Origin of the sequence: Micromonospora sp. PLK6-60 (genome assembly GCF_019890675.1) — a bacterium.
Taxonomy (GTDB): domain Bacteria; phylum Actinomycetota; class Actinomycetes; order Mycobacteriales; family Micromonosporaceae; genus Micromonospora.
On record NZ_JAIOAA010000010.1, the window covers coordinates 184697 to 204974 of the forward strand.

A 20278-nucleotide genomic window follows, 5' to 3' on the forward strand; every position below is an offset into this window, starting at 1 on the left:
CCGGTTGGACTGGCGGCATGACCACCAATCGACTGGGCGGGCTGTGCTGGCTGCTCGCCGGCCCGCTGTTCCTCGCCGCGAACCTGGTGACCGGGTTGGGCTGGCGTCGCCCGCCGTACGACTGGACCCAGCACAACATCAGTGACCTCGGGAACGTGACCTGTGGCCGGTGGGACACCACCCGCCCGCGCGAGGTCTGCTCACCCTGGCACCTGCTGCTGAACTCCGCCGCGGTGACCACCGGGATCCTGCTGGCGCTGGGGGTGCTGCTCGCCTGGTCGGCGCTGGGCCGAGGCACGGCGGTGCGGGTCACCCGCTGGCTGGTCCTCGGCGCCGCCGGCGGTTACCTCCTGGTCGGGCTCTTCCCGGCGGACGCGCACGAGAACGCCCACGTGCTCGGCGCCCTGCTGATCTTCGGGTCGGGAAACCTGGCCATGCCGGTGGCGGCCCTGGTCCGCCGGTCCGGGGAGGGTGACCCGGGAGGCGGCGGCGCCGCGCTCGCCGCGGTCCGCTGGGCCAGCGTCACCTTCGGCCTGCTGGGGCTGGTCGGTACCGCCCTGTTCCTGGCCCAGGTCGACCTGGGCTTCGGCGTGGGTGGCATGGAGCGGGTGGCGGTCTTCCCGCTGCTCGGTTGGGCCGCGATCGTCGGGGCGCGGCTGCTGCGCTCCGCCGACCGGTCCCGATGACCCCGGGCGCACGCCGCGCTGGGTCGCCCCGGCCCGGCGGTGTGGCCCCCGCGACGCGGCGCCATCGCACCTGGCGAACGGCCGCGGGCCGCGCCGCACGGGCGCACACCCCCGGCAACGGCACCGGCGCCGCCCCCTGAGCGGGAGCGGCGCCGGTGGCGAAAGCTGGGTATCGGTCAGGCGACCTTGCGCTGGTCCGGGACGGTCTTGAGCTGGTCCGGGACGGTGGACTTGTGCGGCGAGCCGAGCCGCGCCTCCAGCCGGGCCACGTCGACCCGGGTCTGCCGGCGGTCGGCCAGGTCCTCCCAGCCGAGCGCGAGCAGCCGCAGCCGCTCGGACTCGCTGAACCCGCCCCACACGCCGTACGGCTCGCGCACGGCCAGGGCGTGGGCGGCGCACTCGGCGCGCACCGGGCAGGCCCGGCACACCGACTTGGCGCCCGACTCGCGGCGCAGCCGCGACGAACCCCGCTCGCCGTCCGGGTGGAAGAACTGGGCGCTGTCGCGACCCCGGCAGGCGCCGAGCCGCTGCCAGTCCCAGAGGTCGACGATAGGTCCGGGCAGTCTGCGTACGTTGGACATCAGCACCCCTCCTCCCGCGCGGCACCGCGGAGATCTTGTGAACCGACCCGGGCGGCGGACCGCGCAGGCACACCGTTTCCGGCCTGGCAGGTCGGTACCCTGCCGATCCGCACCTCACACTTCTGTGATCCAAAAGGTTGGACAGTCTGCGGCATATGCCCCATCTGTCGGAAAAGTTCGGAGGATTGCCCGGAACCTCCTCCCGGAGCGACGCCCTCGTGTTCTGCTCTGTGGCGGAGAGGAGAGCTACTGTGCGTACGGTTCTCGTGTGCGTCCGGACACCGGTCGCGGCCCAGCATCTGACCTCCGCGGCGGCCCGGCTGGGGCTGTCCGCGGTGATCCGTACCGCCGTCTCCGATCCCGAGGTGATGCTGCGGCTGGCCGAGCGTCCGACCGACGTGGTGCTCGCCGACACGGCGCTCACCCGGCCGGACAGCGCCGGCTTCGTACGCCGGGTCCTGGCCCGCGCCCCGCAGGCCGCCGTGCTGCTGTTCGGGGCCGAGGAGTCGGAGGCCGCGACGGCCACGATGAACGCGGGCGCCCGCGGCCTGATCCAGGGGGCCGACCACGATCTGACCACCGCGGTGGCCAAGGCGCTCCTGCTGCTGCTCTCCGCGCCCGGCCGGCCGGCCCGGCCCCGGGTCACCGACCCGGCGCGGGACGCCGCCGCGGTGGGCGGGCCGGCCCGGTCCGGTACGCCCGCCCGGACCCCCGGCAAGCCCGGGCCGGCCTGGTCCGGCGGCCCCGCCGAGGCGACCGGGAACAGCCCGGCGATGGTGCCCGTGCAGCGCGGGGACGACGAGGTCGACCCCGCCGAGGAGGCGAACGGCGACGCGGGCGCGACCCCGCGCCCCGCCCCGGCCGACCGTTCCTCGGTCGGGCTGACCGAGCGGGAACTTCAGGTGCTGCTCGGCATGGCCGAGGGCAAGAGCAACGCCGAGATCGGCCGGGAGCTGTTCGTCTCGGAGGACACCGTCAAGACCCACGCCCGGCGGCTGTTCCGCAAGCTCGGCGCCCGCGACCGGGCGCACGCGGTGGCCGCCGGCTTCCGCGCCGGCCTGGTCGCCTGAGCGCCGGTCGGGTCGGGGTCGGCGTGGTGGCCTGAGCGCCGGTCGGGTCGGGGTCGGCGTGGTGGCCTGAGCGCCGGTCGGGTCGGGGTCGGCGTGGTGGCCTGAGCGCCGGTCGGGTCGGTGCCGGGCGAGCGGTTCAGCGCGCCGGGGGAGCGTCCTCGTCGGTGCCCTCGGTCAGGGTGTCGTGCACGCCGTCCGCGTAGCCCCGGGCGTAGTCCCAGGTCACGTAGTGGTCCGGATCCGGGTCGTAGGCCGGTTCGTGCACCCGGGGCCGGCCGGAGCTGAGCAGGTGGCGCAGGTTGCCGCGGAGCAGGTCCCAGTCGAAGTAGTGCGGCTCGCGGCAGTCCTCGCACTCGATCACCAGCCCGCGCACCCCGATCGGCGCCAGCAGGGCCTGGTAGATCTCCAGGTCGGCCAGGTCCTCCAGCACGTCCTGGCGCTCGACGTCGGTCAGCGGATCGAGCTCGCCGTCGTCGCCCGGGCCGTGCAGACCGGCCGCCGGGTCGGCGGGGTCGCCGTTGAACGGGTCCATGGGCTCGTCGTGCACCCCCTCACCGTAGTCCCAACCCGCGGGCCAAGTCCGCCCCCGGGCCGGCGGGAATGCGTGCTCCGCCCCGCGCGACCCGCCCCGCCACCGGCGGAGGCGCCCCGGCCCGGTGAGTACGATGAAGCCACGCGCCGTCACCCCGGCGTGCGCCGGTGCCCGCGCGCGCCGCCTCGCTGAAGCCCGTTCGAGCAGCTCAGGGGAGCAATCGTGGAGAATTCGCCCAGCACCGACCTGCCAGCCGGCACCGATCCCGGCGAGCTGGGCGGCCACCTGCCGGAGCTGCCGGCCGGCTCGGCACGGGTGGTGCCGCTCGGGCTGACCTTCGACGACGTGCTGCTCCAGCCCGGCGAGTCGGACGTCGTGCCGAGCCGGGTGAACACCCGGACCAAGCTGACCCGCAACGTCGAGCTGACCATCCCGCTGCTGTCCAGCGCGATGGACACCGTCACCGAGGCGCGGATGGCGATCGCCATGGCCCGCCAGGGCGGCATCGGCGTGCTGCACCGCAACCTCTCGGTCGAGGACCAGGCGCTCCAGGTCGACCTGGTGAAGCGCTCCGAGTCCGGCATGATCACCAACCCGGTCACCGCCAGCCCGGACGACACCCTGCGCGAGGTCGACGAGCTCTGCGGCCGGTACCGGATCTCCGGTGTGCCGGTGGTGGACGCCGAGGGCCAGCTGGTCGGCATCGTCACCAACCGGGACATGCGCTTCGTCTCCGACCCGGCCACCCCGGTGCGCGACATCATGACCCGGTCGCCGCTGGTCACCGCCGCGGTCGGGGTCAGCAAGGACGAGGCACTGGAGCTGCTGCGCCGGCACAAGGTGGAGAAGCTGCCGATCGTCGACGGCGCCGGCAAGCTGCGCGGGCTGATTACCGTCAAGGACTTCACCAAGAGCGAGCAGTACCCGGAGGCCACCAAGGACGACGCCGGCCGGTTGCGGGTGGCGGCGGCGATCGGCGTCGGCGAGGACTCGTACAAGCGGGCCCGGGCGCTGGTCGACGCGGGCGTCGACGTGCTCATCGTGGACACCGCCCACGGCCACCAGCGGGCCGTGCTGGAGATGGTCGCCCGGCTCAAGAAGGACGTCGCCATCGACATCGTCGGCGGCAACGTGGCCACCTACGCCGGCGCGAAGGCCCTGGTCGACGCCGGTGCCGACGGGGTCAAGGTCGGCGTGGGGCCGGGCGCCATCTGCACCACCCGGATCGTGGCCGGCGTGGGCGTGCCGCAGATCACCGCCATCATGGAGGCCACCCGGGCGGCCCGGCCGGCGGGGGTGCCGGTGATCGGCGACGGCGGCATCCAATATTCCGGCGACATCGCCAAGGCCCTGGTCGCCGGCGCCGACACGGTGATGCTCGGCAGCCTGCTGGCCGGCTGCGAGGAGAGCCCCGGCGAGCTGATCTTCGTGAACGGCAAGCAGTACAAGGCATACCGCGGGATGGGGTCGCTCGGCGCGATGCAGTCCCGCGGGCAGGCCAAGTCGTACTCCAAGGACCGCTACTTCCAGCAGGACGTGACAAGCGACGAGAAGCTGGTGCCGGAGGGCGTCGAGGGCCAGGTGCCGTACCGTGGGCCGCTGTCCCGGGTGGCCCACCAGCTGGTCGGCGGCCTGCGGCTGGCGATGGGGTACGCGGGCGCGGAGAACATCCCCGACCTGCACCAGCGCGGCCAGCTCATCCGGATCACCGCGGCCGGGCTCAAGGAGAGCCACCCGCACGACATCCAGATGACCGTCGAGGCGCCCAACTACCACACCCGCTGACCATCACCCCCAACCACCTGGAGTCCCCATGCGTGACGTGGTCGAGATCGGGCTGGGCAAGACCGCGCAGCGCGGCTACCACCTGGACGACATCGCCATCGTGCCGAGCCGCCGGACCCGGGACGTCGACGACGTCTCCACCGCCTGGCAGCTCGACGCGTACCAGTTCGGCATCCCCTGCGTCGGGCACCCCTCCGACGCGACGATGAGCCCGTCCTCGGCGGTCCGGCTCGGTCAGCTCGGCGGCCTCGGCGTGCTCAACGTCGAGGGCCTGTGGACCCGGTACGAGAACCCGGCCAAGGTGCTGGAGGAGCTGGCCGGCCTGGGCGAGGACGCCCGGGCGACCAAGCGTCTCCAGGAGGTCTACGCCGAGCCGATCCGGCCCGAGCTGATCGCCGAGCGGGTCCGTGAGCTGCGGGCCGGCGGCGGCACGGTGGCCGTCCGGGTCTCCCCGCAGCACACCCTGGCGCTCGCCCCGGTGATCCTCGACGCCGGCGTGGACATCCTGGTCATCCAGGGCACCATCGTCTCCGCCGAGCACGTCTCCACCACCGACGAGCCGCTGAACCTCAAGGAGTTCATCGCCGACCTCGACCTGCCGGTCATCGTCGGCGGCTGCACCGACTACAAGACGGCGCTGCACCTGATGCGGACCGGCGCGGCCGGTGTGATCGTCGGCATCGGCGGCGACGAGTGGTCGACCACCGAGTCGGTGCTCGGCATCCGGGTGCCGATGGCCACCGCGATCGCCGACGCCGCCGCCGCCCGCCGGGACTACCTGGACGAGACCGGCGGCCGGTACGTGCACCTGATCGCCGACGGTGACCTGCGAACCTCCGGCGACATCGCCAAGGCGCTGGGCTGCGGCGCGGACGCGGTGATGCTCGGCGAGCCGCTCTCGCTCTGCGAGGAGGCCCCGGCCGGCGGCGCCTGGTGGCACTCCGCCGCCAGCCACCCGTCCCTGCCGCGCGGCGCGTTCGAGGTGGCCGGCGAGCCGATCGGCTCGCTGGAGCGGCTGCTCTTCGGCCCGGCCGACGAGCCCGACGGCCAGCTCAACCTCTTCGGCGGGCTGCGCCGGGCGATGGCCAAGTGCGGCTACCGCGACCTCAAGGAGTTCCAGAAGGTCGGCCTGGTCCTGGACCGCTGACCTGGACCGCTGACCTGGGTGGCGACCGGCGGCGCGGGTGGGGATTTCGGTCCCGCCCGCGCCGCCGCGCATCTACGCTCGGCGGATGAGGCAGCTGCGGCGGTACGCGGGGGCGGCGCTGGTGACGGTGCTGCTGCTGACGGGCTGCCCGGCGCGGGACGACGGGTACCGGGCGGGGGCGGCCGACGCGGGCGACCCGTACGTGCCGGGCAGCGGCAACGGCGGCTACAACGTCGGCGACTACCGGCTGCGGGTGCGCTACGACCCGGCGACCGACCGGCTCACCGGGCAGGCCACCGTCACCGCCACCACCACCGCCAAGCTCTCCCGGTTCAACCTGGACCTCGCCGGCCTGACCGTCGACTCGGTACGCGTCGACGGCGCCGACGCGCGGCACCGCCAGGACGGCGCCGAACTGGTGATCACCCCCGCCCACCGCCTCGACTCGGGCCGACGGTTCACCGTCGACGTCGCCTACGGCGGGGTGCCCGCCCCGGTCACCGACGGGCAGTTGGGCAGCGGCGGCCTGCTCGCCACCGCCGACGGCGCCGTCGCCCTCGGCCAACCCGTCTCGGCGAGCACCTGGTTCCCGGTCAACGACCACCCGTCCGACAAGGCCACCTACGACATCGAGGTGACCGTCCCGGACGGGCTGGCCGCGCTGAGCAACGGGGTGCCGAAGGGGCGCACCAGCACCGGCGGCTGGACCACCTGGCGGTGGGTGGAGGCCACCCCGATGGCCAGCTACCTGACCACCCTGGTGATCGGCGACTACCGGGTCGAGACCAGCACGCACGCCGGCAAGCCGATGGTGACCGCGGTCGCCGCCGCGCTGCCCGCGGACGGCCCGGCGGCCGCCTCGCTGGCCCGTACCGGGGCGGTGGTGGACTTCCTGGCCAGCCGGTTCGGGCCGTACCCGTTCGACTCGTACGGGGGGATCGCGATCGCCGACGACCGGATCCGCTACGCGCTGGAGACGCAGTCCCGGCCGGTGTACGGGCCCGGCTTCTTCCGCTCCGGTGCGAACGGCAACGTGATCGCCCACGAGCTGGCCCACCAGTGGTTCGGTGACTCGGTGTCGGTGGCCCGGTGGAGCGACATCTGGCTCAACGAGGGCTTCGCCACGTACGCGGAGTGGCTCTGGGAGGAACACGACGGCGGCCGTACCGCGCAGCGCAACGCGGAGCTCCAGTACGCGGTGACCGACTGGTCGCGGCCGTCGGTGGACCCGGGGCGGTCGGGCCTGTTCGGCGACGCCGTCTACAAGCGCGGCGCGCTGGCCGTGCACGCGCTGCGCCGGACGGTCGGCGACGACACCTTCTTCCGGATCCTGCGCGGCTGGGTGGCGGAGCGGCGCGGCGGCAACGCCACCACGGACGACTTCGTCGCGTACGCCGAGGGGGTCGCCGACCGCCCGCTGAAGCCCCTGCTGGACGCCTGGTTGATCGGCACCGGCGCGCCGACCCCGCTGTAGACCCGGCGGCGCCGGATCCTCGCGTAGTCTGCCGCGGACGGCGGACCCGACGGTGGCGGTCCGTCGTGGACGCACGGGGGAAGGACCTCGCAGATGACCTGGTGGGAGCCGCGACGTGGGGTCGCGCTGCTGCTTGCCGGAGCCCTCGGGCTGACCGGGTGCACCACGACCGACGAGCCGGCCGGCGGCGGCGCGACCGACAGTCCGGCGGCCGAGCCGTCGCCGTCGCCGACCCGGCAGTTCAAGCCCGGCGCGGCCGGCGCCGGCGACGGCTACTACCCGAAGTACGGCAACGGCGGCTACGACGTCGGCGGGTATCTGTTGAAGGTCCGCTACGACCCGGCGAAGGACCAGCTCTCCGGCACGGCCACCGTGCGGGCCACGGCGACCGCCGACCTGTCCTCGTTCAACCTGGACCTGGCCGGGCTGACCGTGCGCAAGGTGACCGTGGACGGCGCCCCGGCCACCCACGCCCGGCAGGGCAACGAGCTGGTGATCACCCCGGCCAGCGGCCTGGCCAGCGGCAACGGCTTCGTCGCCGAGATCAGCTACGGCGGCAAGCCGAAGCCGCTGGAGAGCACCACGGCCGGCTCGGGCGGCTTCTTCCACACCCCGGACGGGGCGATCGCGCTGGGCCAGCCGGAGTCGGCGAGCACCTGGTTCCCGGTCAACGACCACCCGTCCGACAAGGCCACCTACGACTTCGAGATCACCGTCCCGGAGGGGCTGGTCGCGGTCAGCAACGGGGTGCCCAAGGGTAAGAGCACCAGCGCCGGCTGGACCACCTGGAAGTGGTCCGAGGCGGCCCCGATGGCCAGCTACCTGAGCACCGTGGTGATCGGGAAGTTCCGGGTGCGCACCGGCGAGCACAAGGGCCGGCCGGTGTTCAGCGCGGTGACCACCCGGCTGCCCGAGGGGGCGGCGGACCGGTCGATCGAGCAGACCGTACGGGTGGCCGACTATCTGGAGACGGTCTTCGGGCCGTACCCGTTCGACGCGTACGGCGGGGTGGTCGTCTCCGACGACCGGATCAACTTCGCGCTGGAGACGCAGAGCCGGCCGGTCTATTCCGGCGGGTTCTTCGACCGGGGCGAGAACACCGAGGTGGTCGCGCACGAGCTGGCCCACCAGTGGTTCGGCGACAGCATCGCGCTGAGCCGGTGGCAGGACATCTGGCTGAACGAGGGCCTGGCCAGCTACGGCGCCTGGCTCTGGACGGAGCACTCCGGCGGGGACACCGCCCAGCGGGCCTTCGACCAGCGCTACGCCGGGGTGCCGCCGGAGGTGTGGCGGGTGCCGCCGGGCAAGCCGGGGGTGAAGGACCTGTTCAGCGCCTCGGTGTACGAGCGCGGCGCGATGACCGTGCACGCCCTGCGGCTGGCCGTGGGCGACGCCGCCTTCTTCAAGATCCTCAAGACCTGGACGGCGGAGAAGAAGAACGAGAACGCCACCACCGACGAGTTCGTCGCGCTGGCCGAGCGGGTCTCCGGCAAGCAGCTCGACAAGCTCTTCGACGCCTGGCTCTACGGCAAGAAGCGCCCCGCCCGCCCCGAGTGAAAGGAGGGGCCCCTTATTAACAGACGTCTGTTAATAAGGGGCCCCTCCTTGCACATCAGGCGCGGATGCGGAGTTGGGGGTGGGCGGCGAGGTACGCGTCGGCCTTGCCGGCGCGCAGCGCCGGCAGGAAGCCGCGCCCCAGCGGCAGCAGCTGCTCGCCCCGGTAGGCGCCGCCCGAGCCGACCCCCGTGCCGGGGAGGCCGACCAGGGTGAACGCGTTCGACGGCAGCCCGCCCAGGGCGTACGCGAGGTCGATCAGGCGCTCGCCGCCGGCGTAGAGCAGGGCGGCGCCGAGCGCCCGGACCACCCGCTGGAGCCGCTCCGGGTCCCGGGCCAGCCCGGCGCTGAGGATCTTGCGGGCCAGCGCCCGGACCAGTTGCTGCTGGTGGCGCTGCCGGCTGTAGTCGCCACCGGGGATGTAGCGCTGCCGGGCGTAGTCCAGCGCCTGCCAGCCGTTCAGGTGCCGGTTGCCCTTCTCGTAGACCATCTGCGGGCCGACGTAGCCGCCCGCCCCGGCCGGCCGGTGCTGGCCGTCCGGCCGGCGGTGCTTCGACGGGACCCGCTGGTCGACGTAGAGGTCCACCCCGCCGAGGGCGTCCACCAGGCCGTCGAAGCCGCCGAAGGTGAGCACCGCGCCGGCGTCGATCTTCAACCCGGTGTACCGGCTCACCGTGGCGCGCAGCAGCTCGTACCCCTGGGCCGCGCTGGGCTGCTGCGGCTTGCCGGGCACCCGGGCGCCGTAGCTCATGGCGTGGGTGAGTTTGGTCCGCCCGCCCCGGTAGCCGGCCTTGGGGAACGCCGGGATGTCCACCAGCAGGTCGCGGGGGAGCGAGAAGAGGTACGCCCGCTTCAGCCCCTTGGGCACGTGCAGCACCAGCACCGCATCCGAGTGCGGCACCCAGCCGGGGATCTTCACCCGGGTGTCCACACCGACCAGCAGCAGGGTCAGCGGGCCGGTGATGTCGGCGCCGGGTGGCGGGGTGGGGCTGGCGGTGGGCGCGGGGACGGTGGGGCTCGGGGTGACCGGCACCGTCGCGGAGGGCGACGCCGCGACCGGCCCGGACGGCGCCTCGACCACCGGCCGGCCGACCAGCCGGGTGACCGTCACCGTGCCCGCCGCGATCAGGACCACCGCGGCGAGCGCCGCCCAGCCCCAGCGCCGGCGTCGCGGTGCCGCACTCGGGTGAACCATGCCGATCCCCTCCCCGTGCCGGCTGGCCGCCCGGACGGATGCTCCGCCGGGTCGGTCGCCGGACCGCAGCATGATCGCCCAAAACCGGCCCTGGCGCGATGGCTACCCGTCGGTAATGATGCGTGCATGCGGTACGACGTGCTGGTGATCGGCTCAGGCTTCGGTGGCAGCGTGACCGCGCTCCGGCTGGCCGAGAAGGGCTACCGGGTCGGCGTACTGGAGGCGGGCCGGCGCTTCGCCGACGACGAGTTCCCCCGGACCTCCTGGCGGCTGCGGCGGTTCCTGTGGGCGCCCCGGCTGGGCTGCTACGGGCTGCAACGGATCACCCTGCTCCGCTCGGCCGACCGGAGGACCGGCGGCGGCGTCATGGTGCTCTCCGGTGCGGGGGTGGGCGGCGGCTCGCTGGTGTACGCCAACACCCTCTACGAGCCGCTGGACGCGTTCTACGCCGACCCGCAGTGGCGGGACGTCACGGACTGGCGGGCCGAGCTGGCCCCGCACTACGACCAGGCGAAGCGGATGCTCGGCGTCACCACGTACCCGAGGGTCACCGGCGCGGACCGGGCGATGCGGTCGGTGGCCGAGCGGATGGGGGTGGGGCACACCTTCCACGCCACCCCGGTCGGCGTGCACATCGGCCGCCCCGGCGAGCGGGTCGCCGACCCGTACTTCGGTGGGGCCGGGCCGGCCCGCACCGGCTGCACCCACTGCGGGTCGTGCATGACCGGCTGTCGGCACGGCGCCAAGAACACCCTGGTCAAGAACTACCTGTGGCTGGCCGAGCGGCTCGGCGTCGAGGTCCACCCGCTCACCACGGTGACCGCCGTCCGGCCGGCCGCCGACGGCGGCTACCAGGTGTCCGCCGAGCGCACCGGGGCCTGGCTGCGCCGCCGCCGTCAGGTGATCCACGCCGACCAGGTGGTCCTCGCCGCCGGGGCGCTGGGCACCCAGCGGCTGCTGCACGAGATGAGGGCGACCGGCGCGCTGCCCGCCCTGTCGTCGCGCCTGGGCGAGCTGACCCGGACCAACTCGGAGGCGATCCTCGGCGCCTCGGTGCCCCGCCGGCGGGCCCGCGACGCGGGGCTGGACTTCACCGAGGGAGTGGCGATCACCAGCTCGTTCCACCCGGACCCGCGCACCCACATCGAGCCGGTGCGCTACGGCCGCGGCTCCAACGCGATGGGCCTGCTCCAGTCCCTGCTGGTCGACGGCGGCCCGCGCCGGGTCCGGCGCTGGCTGGGCAGCATCGTGCGGCAGCCCGCCCTGGCCGCCCGGATGGTGTCCGTGCGGGGCTGGTCGGAGCGGACGGTGATCGCGCTGGTGATGCAGTCGGTCGACAACTCGCTCACCACCCGGCTGCGCCGCGGGCCGCTGGGCCGGCGGCTGGTCTCCGGCCCGGGTCACGGCGCGCCCAACCCGACCTGGATCCCGGCCGGCAACCAGGCGGTCCGGCTGCTCGCCGAGGAGATCGGCGGTACGCCGGGCGGCGCGCTGACCGAGCCGTTCAACATCCCGATGACCGCGCACATCCTGGGCGGGGCGGTGATCGGCGCCACCCCGGCCGACGGGGTGGTGGACCCGTACCACCGGGTGTTCGGGCACCCGGGGCTGCACGTGGTGGACGGCGCGGCGGTCTCGGCGAACCTCGGCGTCAACCCGTCGCTGACGATCACCGCGCAGGCCGAGCGGGCCCTGTCGTTCTGGCCGAACAAGGGCGACGAGGATCCCCGGCCGCCGCTGGGTTCGGCGTACCGGCGGCTCGACCCGGTGCCGCCGCGAGCGCCGGCCGTCCCCGCCGAGGCCCCCGCCGCGCTGCGGTGGTAGGCGGGGTCCCGCACCCCGCACACGGCCGGCGGTGACTGTCGGTAGGCTTTCTGCGCATGAGCACGCCTCGCCCCGTCCTCGTGGTGGACTTCGGAGCCCAGTACGCCCAGCTCATCGCGCGCCGGGTGCGCGAGGCGAAGGTCTACTCGGAGATCGTCCCGCACTCCATGCCGGTCGCCGAGATGCTGGCGAAGGACCCGGCCGCGATCATCCTGTCCGGCGGCCCGTCCAGCGTCTACGCGCCGGACGCCCCGCAGATCGACGCCGGCATGTTCGACGCCGGGGTGCCCGTCTTCGGCATCTGCTACGGCTTCCAGGCGATGGCCCGGGCGCTGGGCGGCACGGTGGCGCGGACCGGCAACCGGGAGTACGGCGGCACCCCGCTGCGTCCCCGCCTCGACGCCGGCGTGCTGCTCCGGGACCTGCCGGCGGAGCTGCCGGTGTGGATGAGCCACGGCGACGCGGTGACCGAGGCGCCGGCCGGTTTCACGGTGACCGCCGAGTCGGCGGGCGCCCCGGTCGCCGCGTTCGAGGACCTGGCCGGCCGCCGCGCGGGCGTGCAGTTCCACCCCGAGGTGGGGCACACCGCGCAGGGCCAGGAGATGCTCACCCGCTTCCTGTACGACATCGCCGGCATCGAGCCGACCTGGACGCCGGAGAACATCATCGACGACCAGGTGGCCCGGATCCGGGCCCAGGTCGGCGACAAGGAGGTCATCTGCGGCCTGAGCGGGGGCGTGGACTCCGCGGTCGCCGCGGCGCTGGTGCACAGGGCGGTCGGTGACCAGCTCACCTGCGTCTTCGTCGACCACGGGCTGCTGCGGGCCGGCGAGGCCGAGCAGGTGGAGAAGGACTACGTCGCGGCCACCGGGATCAAGCTCAAGGTGGTCGACGCGCGGGAGCGGTTCCTCGGCGCGCTGGCCGGGGTGACCGACCCGGAACAGAAGCGCAAGATCATCGGTCGCGAGTTCATCCGGGTCTTCGAGGCCGCCGCCCGGGAGGTCGCCGCGCACGGCGACGTCGAGTTCCTGGTGCAGGGCACCCTCTATCCGGACGTGGTGGAGTCCGGCGGCGGCACCGGCACCGCCAACATCAAGAGCCACCACAACGTCGGCGGCCTGCCGGAGGACCTGAAGTTCGCCCTGGTCGAGCCGCTGCGCACGCTGTTCAAGGACGAGGTCCGCACGCTCGGCCTCCAGCTGGGGCTGCCGGAGGCGATGGTCTGGCGGCACCCGTTCCCGGGCCCGGGCCTGGCCATCCGGATCATCGGCGCGGTGGACGAGGAGCGGCTCGCGGTGCTCCGCCGGGCCGACCTGATCGCCCGGCAGGAGCTGAGCGCCGCCGGCCTGGACCGGGGCGTCTGGCAGTTCCCGGTGGTGCTGCTGGCGGACGTGCGCAGCGTCGGCGTGCAGGGCGACGGGCGCAGCTACGGGCATCCCGTGGTGCTGCGCCCGGTGTCCAGCGAGGACGCGATGACCGCCGACTGGTCCCGGCTGCCCTACGACGTGGTCGCGAAGATCTCCACCCGGATCACCAACGAGGTCGCCGAGGTCAACCGGGTGGTGCTCGACGTGACGAGCAAGCCGCCGGGCACCATCGAGTGGGAGTGAGCGCGGCTCAGGCCGGCGGCTGAGCCGCCGGCCGGGGCTGCGGCGGCACCGGACCGGTGGGCGGCGTGGCGTCGGCCGTGGGCCAGCCGGCCGGTCCGGGCCGGGGCGCGGCGGCCGGGCCGTGCGGCCAGGCGGGGGCGCCGGCCGGCTCCTCGGGCATCAGGAACCACATGATCGGGTACGCCAGCGCGAGGAAGCCGCCGGTGAGCAGTGCGCTCACCGCGAAGACCACCCGGACCAGGGTCGGGTCGAGGCCGAAGTAGCGGCCGAGGCCGCTGGCGACGCCGGCCACCATGCGGTCGGTGGTGGGTCGCCGGAGCTGCTTGTACGGGGGCTGGGGTGCGTGGGTCGAGGTCATGTCTCCACGGTCCGCGCCGGCCGGCGGATCGACCTCGGTGACCGCCCGGATCAATACCCTGACCCGCCCCTGAGGTGCCAGCGAAGAGTCAGGAACCTGACAGTTTTCGATGGAGGTAACCGCCGAGGGGGAGAATTTCCCCCCGTGACCACCTTGCTGGAGCCGCTCCGCAGGATCGCGGCATACGCAGTTTGTGCTGATTCAGTCGGCCGAGTGTTGCTGGTCCGCGCATCGGAGCGCTCCGGCACCCCCGGCACGTGGTCCCTGCCCGGTGGGGCGGTCGACCACGGCGAGGACCCGAACCACACAGTCGTCCGGGAGACCGCCGCCGAGACCGGCCTCTCCGTCGCCGTCTCCGGCCTGCACGACGTCCTGGCGGACATGCGGGCGCTGCCGGAGCGGGGCATCACCATCCACACCGACCGGCTGCTCTACCGGGTGACGGTGCGCGGCGGCACGCTCACCGAGCGGATCGACCGCCCCACCGACCTGGCCCGCTGGTTCACCCTCGACGAGGCGCGGCAACTGCCGCTGCGCTCGTTCACCGCGCGCGCCCTGGGACTGCCCGCCTCCTCCGCCGACATCGTCCCGGACGAGGCGCCGGAGTTCCCCTCCTTCTATGCCGTGCCGGGCCCCGACGGGCTGCACCGCGCGCAGCGCTTCGCCGCGTACGCGGTGGTGACCGACCCGGACGGCCGGGTGCTGCTCACCCGGGTCTCGGACGGCTACCCGGGGGCCGGCTGCTGGCACCTGCCCGGCGGCGGCACCGACTACGGCGAGCAGCCGGGCGCGGCGCTGATCCGGGAGCTGGTCGAGGAGACCGGACAGACCGGGCGGCTCGTGGAGCTGCTCGGCGTGGCCAGCCACCGGGACGCCGCCTCGCTCGGCCCGGAGGGCTACCCGATCGACTGGCACGGGGTCCGCGCCTTCTACCGGGTGGTGGTCGACCAGCCGGCCCCGCCGACCGTGGCCGACGTGGGCGGTTCCACCTGCGAGGCGCGCTGGTTCGCCCGCGAGGAGTTGGGCGCGCTCCCCACCGACCGGCTCACCGAGGTCACCGCCGAGGCCGTCCAGGCCGCCCAGCTGACCTGAGCGCCGCCCCCGCTGCGGCTAACCTCATGATCGACGAGGTGGCGCGGGAGCGGGGGAGCGGTCCATGGAGCAGCGGCGGCGGATCGGCGCGTACGGGGTGCTGCGGCGCGGCGAGCGGGTGCTGCTCGCCCGGGGCGCCGCCACCGGCCCGTTCCCCGGGGTGTGGCAGCTGCCCGGCGGTGGCCTGGCACACGCCGAGCACCCGGCCCACGCGGTGGTCCGGGAGTTCGGCGCGGAGACCGGGCTGACCGTCGGGGTGACCGGGGTGCGGGCCGCCGTGGCCGACGTGGTCACCTTCCGCGACGACGACGTCGCGCTGCACGTCGACCGGCTGGTGTTCGACGTCGAGGCGCGCTCCGGGCAGCTCCGGCCGGCGCCCGCCGGTGGCGGCGACGAGCTGGCCTGGGTGACCCCGGCGGAGGCGGCCGGGCTGCCGTTGATGCCGTTCACCGCGGAGCTGCTCGGGGTGCCGGTCACCCCCCTGCCGCCGGAGCTGCCCCGGGCCGCCCCCGCCGAGCTGCTCACCCCGCCGCCGCTCGACCGTGGGCAGCGCTTCGCCGCGTACGGGCTGGTCACCGACCCGGCGGGGCGGGTGCTGTTGACGATGATCGCGGAGGGGTACCCGGGCGCCGGGCGGTGGCACCTGCCCGGCGGCGGCACCGACCACGGCGAGCAGCCGGCCACCGGGTTGCTGCGGGAGCTGGTCGAGGAGGCCGGCCAGCTCGGCCGGGTGCTGGGGCTGGTGACCGTGGACCACCTGCACAACCCGGCGGCGCTCGGACCGGAGGGCCGGCCGATGGACTGGCACTCCGTGCGGGTGGTCTACCGGGTGGTGGTGGACGCCCCCACCGAGGCGGTGGTCACCGAGCTGGCCGGCGGCTCGACCGCCCGCGCCGCCTGGTTCACCGCCGCGCAGCTCGACGGCCTGTCGATGACCGGGGTGGCCGCCCTGGCAACCGGACGCCGGGGTCGGTAGCCCCCGCTCGCGGGGCGGACATCGGCCAACTCCGGTACAGTCAGGAGGCGAGCTGCGAAGAAGGCGGCCGATGAAAGAAATGGGCGATGTAGCCCGGGATGGGAATAAGAGGGCGGTCTGCGCGGGTTAAGCCAGGTATAAGTACCGCCGGTAGCTATCGCCAAGCCCCGTTCCCTGTGCAATGGTGTACTCCGCTGAAACGGCTGCCGGGCCAGAAAGGTCCGGCACGAGACAGCCGGACACCCCGCCCCACGTGGCGGGCCACCCGATCCGGTGATGGAGGAAACGTGCCGAGAGCCCCATGGCGCCGGCGTCGTACGACTGACAGTCCGCGCCCCGCAGGGCGTCGCTGGGCGGGCAGGTTGCGCCGCAGCAGTACGTTCGCCCGTCAGGTGCTGCTGGTCCGCGTCGGTCGCCGCGACGGCGACCTGACCCCCGGTTCCGACCTGGTCCTGCCCGAGCGCCGCCTCGCCGGCCGGCGTCACCGGCCCGCCCGCGGTCGCTACGAGCGCGAGATCGAGGCGATCATGCCGGTCAGCCCGGCCCTCGCGCCCAGTGAGCCGGTGGACGACTCGCCGGCGCGGGCGATCCCGCTGCTCCCCGGCGAGCGCACCGCCGCCCGCCGGATGAAGTTCGCGCTGGTCAACGGTTGCACCCTGAGCAGCCTGGCGCTCGGCATGCTGGCCATCTTCCTGGCCATGCAGGGCGACGTCCGGACCGCCGCGCTCTGCCTGATCGCCTGCGTGGCCTTCGACGGCCTCGACGGTGCCCTGGCCCGCAAGTTCGGCGTGGCCAGCCCGTTCGGCGCCCAGATGGACTCGCTGGCCGACATGTGCTCGTTCGGCCTCGCCGCCCCGGTCGTCGTGTACGCCTCGCTCGCCGGGTCGGTGCCGCCGGCCGCCGCCGGGGTGGCCTGCGTGCTGGTCGCGGCCTGCGCCGCCGTCCGGCTGGCCCGGTTCAACGTCTCGCCCAAGGACGGCCGGTTCTTCTGCGGCGTGCCGACCACGATGGCGGCGGCGGTGCTGGCGCTGACGGTCGCCATCGGGCTGCCCGTGTCCGGCGCGGTGATGGTCGCCGGGGTCGTGCTGCTGGCCTTCGCCATGGTCTCCAGCTTCCCGTACGCGAAGCTGGCCCGGCTGCTCAAGCTGCCGCCGTGGCTGTGGCTCGCCCCGGTGGTCGGCGCCCTGATCGACATCCGGCTCACCTTCGCCCTGGTCGTGGTGGGCTACCTGGTCAGCGGCCCGCTGCTCTGGCTGCACCAGCGCCGGGACGCCTGACCCCCGCACCTGACGAAAAGGGGCGCCGCGACGAGCGGCGCCCCTTTTCGTGTCCGCGATCAGCGCCAGCGGGCGATGACGGTCGAGCCGCCGACCACCTTGTCGCCGGGGCCGACCAGCGGCTCCGCCGCGTCGGCCGGCAGGTAGACGTCGGTGCGCGAGCCGAACCGGATCAGCCCGAAGCGCTCGCCCCGGGCCAGCAGCGCGCCGATCGGCGCCCGCTGCACGATCCGCCGCGCGATCAGGCCCGTCCGCTGCGCCACCACCACCGTGCCGCGCTCGGTGTCCAGCACCGTGTACGCGGCGACGTTGTGCTCGGCGTCCGGCTTCATGGCGTTGACGAAGCCGCCGTCGGCGACGAAGTAGTCCACCACCTTGCCGGCGACCGGGGAGCGGTTGACGTGCACGTCCAGCACGGACAGGAAGACCGCGATCCGCAGCCACTCGCCCGCGCCGAACCGCTCGTCGTGCAGCCGCTGCACCGACAGCACCTGCCCGTCGGCCGACGCGACCACCGCGGCCGGGTCCTCGGGGACGTCCCGCTCCGGATCCCGGAAGAATGCGGCGACCGGGGCGGCGGCGAGCGCGGGGAGCAGCCACAGCTTGGACTTCGGCCGGGCGGCGCGGGCCAGCGCGGCCAGGCCGAGGGTGATGCCGGCCGCGACCACGCCGTTGGAGTCGAGGTGCATGCTCCGGGTCAGCGGCACACTCGACGGCCGGTACGCCGGGGCCAGCCGGCCGGCCAGCGCCGCGCCCGCCGGGGAGAACCGCAGCTGGTGCACGCGTACCGGCGGGGTGTTGCGCAGCACCAGGTCGGTGCGGACCCCGTGCAGGACGCCCTGGCGGTCCAGCTCGGCGCTCGCGCCGGCGGTGCCGTACAGCGGGGCGGCGACGCTCAGCGTCGAACCGTCGGTCAGGTATTTGGCCAGGCCGTCCACCGCCGCCCGGGTCTCGTCGGCGGTGCCGGTGAAGGGCTCGGCGGCGACCACCACCTCGGCGGCGTCGGCCTCGGCGAGGGAGTCGACGACGCGTACCCGGTCGGCGACCCAACGCCCCTGGGCGGTGACGTGGTCACGCAGCGCGGCGGCACCCGCCGGCTCGGCCGGCACCACGGTGAGCGCGTCACCGGGCAGCAGCGCGTCGATCGCGGCGGCGAGCACCACGGACTCCGGCGTCGCGCCGACCAGCAGGGCCGACTTCGGGTCGTTGCGACGGGCGAGTTCGCTGACGAGGGTACGGGCGGCGCGCTCGCCGACACGGACCGGACCGGACCGGCCGGAGGTCCGCACGGCGGGGGACTGGGTCATCTCGGAAGGACTCCTGACGAGGTAGCGGTGGGAATCGCGGCGGGACCACCCGGGCGAGCCGGGCGGCTCGGGACGGTCGGGCCGGGCGGCGCGGACCGGCCGGCGGAGGCGACTTCTCCACGGCCAGCATATGCGCCGGTTCGGGGCAGCCGCACCGCACTGGTCAGCGGTCCCCGCGTCGTTCCACCGTGGGCGGTTCGGCGGGTGACGCCGGCCCGGCACCGTCCCCCGGTCGATCCGCGTCGGGCAGCGCCGGCGACCAGCGGGCCGGTCCGACCGGCTCGTCGACCGTCCGGTCCTCGACCGCGTCCCGGGGCGCGTCGGTCACCGCGACGGGCGGCACCTCGTCCGCGGCCTCCGGCGCGGCATCGGACCGCTCGGTGCCGGCGGCGGACGGTCCGCCGGGACCGGTTGCCGGCAGCGGCTCGGTCGCCGGCTCCGCACCCGGCCGCTGCTCGGCGGTCGCGGGCTCCGCGCCCGGCCGCTGCTCGGCGGTCGCGGGCTCCGCGTCCGGCCACTGCTCGGTCACCGGCTCACCGCCCGGCCACCGCGCGGTCGTCGGCTCCGCGCCCGGCCACTGCCCGGTCGGTGCGGCCGGCCACTCGGTGGTCGGCGCCGCCGCGCCCGGCCACCGGGTCCCCCATCCGCCCGGGGCGAAGTCGGCCGGGCCCGGCGGACCGGCCGGCGGCGCCGGAGCGACCGGCCAGCCGGGTCCGGCGGGTTGTTGCCCGGCCGCGGCCGGGGCCGCCGGAGCGGTGTGCCGGCCGGAGCGCAACGCGCCCAGCAGCCCGAGCAGGCCGACCAGGATCAGCCCACCGGCGAGGAACCAGCCGACCGGCGGCAGCGCGAGCCCGAGCAGCTGGGCGAGCAGCCACCAGGCCGACAGCCCGAGGAACAGCAGCCCGAACACGAGTGAGAAAGCGTCGGTGCGGTGCGCCTTCACCGGGTCACCTCCAGGTTGCCCGCGTTGACGTTGATGACCAGGTGCAGCCGGCCGCCGCCGGCCCCGTCGGCACCCAGGTCGGTCCACTGCCGTGGCCGGCCACCGATCCCGGCGGCGTGCTGGCCGAAGACCGTCGCCTCGCCGGCCTTGACGTCGGCCACCGCGGTGACGTCGACGTTCGGCGGCACCACCACTGTCGTGTTGCCGAAGTTGACCACCACGTTGACGTTCGTGTCCCGCTCGTCGAAGGTCACCGCGCGCAGGTCCAGCACCGCGTCGCCGAAGTTGTTCTCGTACCGCACGGCGACGTCCCGGTAGCTCTGCGGGGCCCAGGTGACGTTGCCGTCCAGGCCACCGACCCGGTCGTACGACTCGGCCACCGTGGCGAAGCCCAGCGCGGCGGCGGTGACCAGGCCGAGCGCCACCAGCCAGCGGGCCCGGCCGAACCAGGCGCCGACGAGCAGCCCGGCGCCGATGACGGCCAGTGCCGCCGCGAAGTACGCGGCCGCCCCGATCGGGAACACGTCCAGCAGGTCGAGCAGGGCGACCACGCCCAGCGCCAGGAAGATCAGTGAGAAGGTGATCGCGCCCAGCGGCGACCGCTCGCGGGGTCGCTTCGGCGGGCGGCTCGGCCGCGCCGGGGCGTACCCGAGGGGTGGTTGCGGGGTTCCGGCGAACGGGCCGTGCGGGGCGAACGGCGGCCGGTAGCCGGCCGGGGGCGGCGCGGCCGGCGGCACGGTGACCGGCGGCGGCGACCAGGCGGCCGGCTCGGCGACCGGCGGGACCGGCGTGGGCGGGGCGGCGGCGGGCGCGGTCGGCGCCCCGCCGAGCGTGGCGGGCTCGGCGGAGACCGGCTGCTCCGGGGGG

Annotated in this window: 17 protein-coding genes and 1 pseudogene; 11 read left to right on the forward strand and 7 right to left on the reverse strand. The window is 74.7% G+C overall.

Annotated features, from left to right (window positions below; translation table 11 throughout):
* Positions 1 to 17: 17 nt before the first annotated feature.
* Positions 18 to 686, forward strand: a complete 669-nt coding sequence (locus tag K7640_RS20095; protein ID WP_222956395.1) for a DUF998 domain-containing protein — start codon at positions 18 to 20, stop codon at positions 684 to 686.
* 176 nt (positions 687 to 862) lie between these two features.
* Here K7640_RS20095 and K7640_RS20100 read toward each other — a convergent pair whose 3' ends face one another.
* Complete coding sequence (locus K7640_RS20100) at positions 863 to 1267, reverse strand: WhiB family transcriptional regulator (RefSeq protein ID WP_222956396.1); 405 nt, start codon at positions 1265 to 1267, stop codon at positions 863 to 865.
* A gap of 251 nt (positions 1268 to 1518) precedes the next feature.
* On the opposite strand from K7640_RS20100, the gene K7640_RS20105 reads away from it, so the two are divergent.
* Positions 1519 to 2337: a response regulator transcription factor gene (locus K7640_RS20105; RefSeq protein WP_222956397.1), complete on the forward strand. Its 819-nt coding sequence runs from the start codon at positions 1519 to 1521 to the stop codon at positions 2335 to 2337.
* Positions 2338 to 2473: 136 nt separating this feature from the next.
* Here K7640_RS20105 and K7640_RS20110 read toward each other — a convergent pair whose 3' ends face one another.
* Positions 2474 to 2884 carry a DUF5319 domain-containing protein gene (locus K7640_RS20110; protein ID WP_222956398.1) on the reverse strand — a complete coding sequence of 137 codons (411 nt, stop codon included), beginning with the start codon at positions 2882 to 2884 and terminating at the stop codon, positions 2474 to 2476.
* Positions 2885 to 3091: 207 nt separating this feature from the next.
* Here K7640_RS20110 and guaB point away from each other — a divergent pair, with 207 nt between their 5' ends.
* The 4 genes from guaB to K7640_RS20130 all read left to right on the forward strand — a co-directional run bounded on the left by guaB (position 3092) and on the right by K7640_RS20130 (position 8832).
* Positions 3092 to 4654: an IMP dehydrogenase gene (gene guaB / locus K7640_RS20115; RefSeq protein ID WP_222956399.1), complete on the forward strand. Its 1563-nt coding sequence runs from the start codon at positions 3092 to 3094 to the stop codon at positions 4652 to 4654.
* A gap of 28 nt (positions 4655 to 4682) precedes the next feature.
* Positions 4683 to 5801 (forward strand): GuaB3 family IMP dehydrogenase-related protein, encoded by a 1119-nt coding sequence (locus K7640_RS20120; RefSeq protein ID WP_222956400.1) that lies wholly within the window; start codon positions 4683 to 4685, stop codon positions 5799 to 5801.
* An 85-nt stretch (positions 5802 to 5886) separates the two neighbouring features.
* A complete protein-coding gene (locus tag K7640_RS20125; protein WP_222956401.1) occupies positions 5887 to 7275 on the forward strand; it encodes a M1 family metallopeptidase in 1389 nt (462 codons plus the stop codon).
* 93 nt (positions 7276 to 7368) lie between these two features.
* Positions 7369 to 8832 carry a M1 family metallopeptidase gene (locus K7640_RS20130; protein WP_222956402.1) on the forward strand — a complete coding sequence of 488 codons (1464 nt, stop codon included), beginning with the start codon at positions 7369 to 7371 and terminating at the stop codon, positions 8830 to 8832.
* Positions 8833 to 8887: 55 nt separating this feature from the next.
* Here K7640_RS20130 and K7640_RS20135 read toward each other — a convergent pair whose 3' ends face one another.
* Positions 8888 to 10024, reverse strand: a complete 1137-nt coding sequence (locus K7640_RS20135) for an LCP family protein (RefSeq protein WP_222956403.1) — start codon at positions 10022 to 10024, stop codon at positions 8888 to 8890.
* A gap of 126 nt (positions 10025 to 10150) precedes the next feature.
* Between K7640_RS20135 and K7640_RS20140 the strand changes: the two genes are divergently transcribed.
* Together K7640_RS20140 and guaA are read left to right on the forward strand one after the other, a co-directional pair.
* Complete coding sequence (locus K7640_RS20140) at positions 10151 to 11848, forward strand: FAD-dependent oxidoreductase (RefSeq protein ID WP_222956404.1); 1698 nt, start codon at positions 10151 to 10153, stop codon at positions 11846 to 11848.
* 56 nt (positions 11849 to 11904) lie between these two features.
* Complete coding sequence (gene guaA / locus K7640_RS20145; protein WP_222956405.1) at positions 11905 to 13458, forward strand: glutamine-hydrolyzing GMP synthase; 1554 nt, start codon at positions 11905 to 11907, stop codon at positions 13456 to 13458.
* Between the two features lie 7 nt (positions 13459 to 13465).
* Here guaA and K7640_RS20150 read toward each other — a convergent pair whose 3' ends face one another.
* The gene (locus tag K7640_RS20150) at positions 13466 to 13816 is read right to left on the reverse strand and encodes a PspC domain-containing protein (protein WP_222956406.1); all 351 of its coding nucleotides are present in this window, start codon (positions 13814 to 13816) and stop codon (positions 13466 to 13468) included.
* 144 nt (positions 13817 to 13960) lie between these two features.
* Here K7640_RS20150 and K7640_RS20155 point away from each other — a divergent pair, with 144 nt between their 5' ends.
* From K7640_RS20155 to K7640_RS20165, 3 genes are all read left to right on the forward strand, one after another.
* Positions 13961 to 14908, forward strand: coding sequence for an NUDIX hydrolase (locus K7640_RS20155; protein ID WP_222956407.1), 948 nt, complete (start codon positions 13961 to 13963; stop codon positions 14906 to 14908).
* A 64-nt stretch (positions 14909 to 14972) separates the two neighbouring features.
* Complete coding sequence (locus K7640_RS20160) at positions 14973 to 15884, forward strand: NUDIX domain-containing protein (protein ID WP_222956408.1); 912 nt, start codon at positions 14973 to 14975, stop codon at positions 15882 to 15884.
* Between the two features lie 362 nt (positions 15885 to 16246).
* On the forward strand, positions 16247 to 17161 hold the full coding sequence (locus K7640_RS20165; protein ID WP_222956409.1) for a phosphatidylcholine/phosphatidylserine synthase: 915 nt from the start codon (positions 16247 to 16249) through the stop codon (positions 17159 to 17161).
* 59 nt (positions 17162 to 17220) lie between these two features.
* Here K7640_RS20165 and K7640_RS20170 read toward each other — a convergent pair whose 3' ends face one another.
* The 3 genes and pseudogenes from K7640_RS20170 to K7640_RS20180 form a co-directional block, all read right to left on the reverse strand.
* Entirely contained in the window at positions 17221 to 18468 is a 1248-nt protein-coding gene (locus tag K7640_RS20170) for a phosphatidylserine decarboxylase (RefSeq protein ID WP_222956410.1), read from the reverse strand.
* Positions 18469 to 19126: 658 nt separating this feature from the next.
* Positions 19127 to 19411: pseudogene (locus K7640_RS31025) on the reverse strand (hypothetical protein); the annotation flags it as partial.
* Positions 19408 to 20278 (reverse strand): LiaF domain-containing protein (locus K7640_RS20180; RefSeq protein ID WP_222956411.1); only part of this gene is annotated, 871 nt, incomplete at its 5' end. The pseudogene K7640_RS31025 and the gene K7640_RS20180, both read right to left, overlap by 4 nt.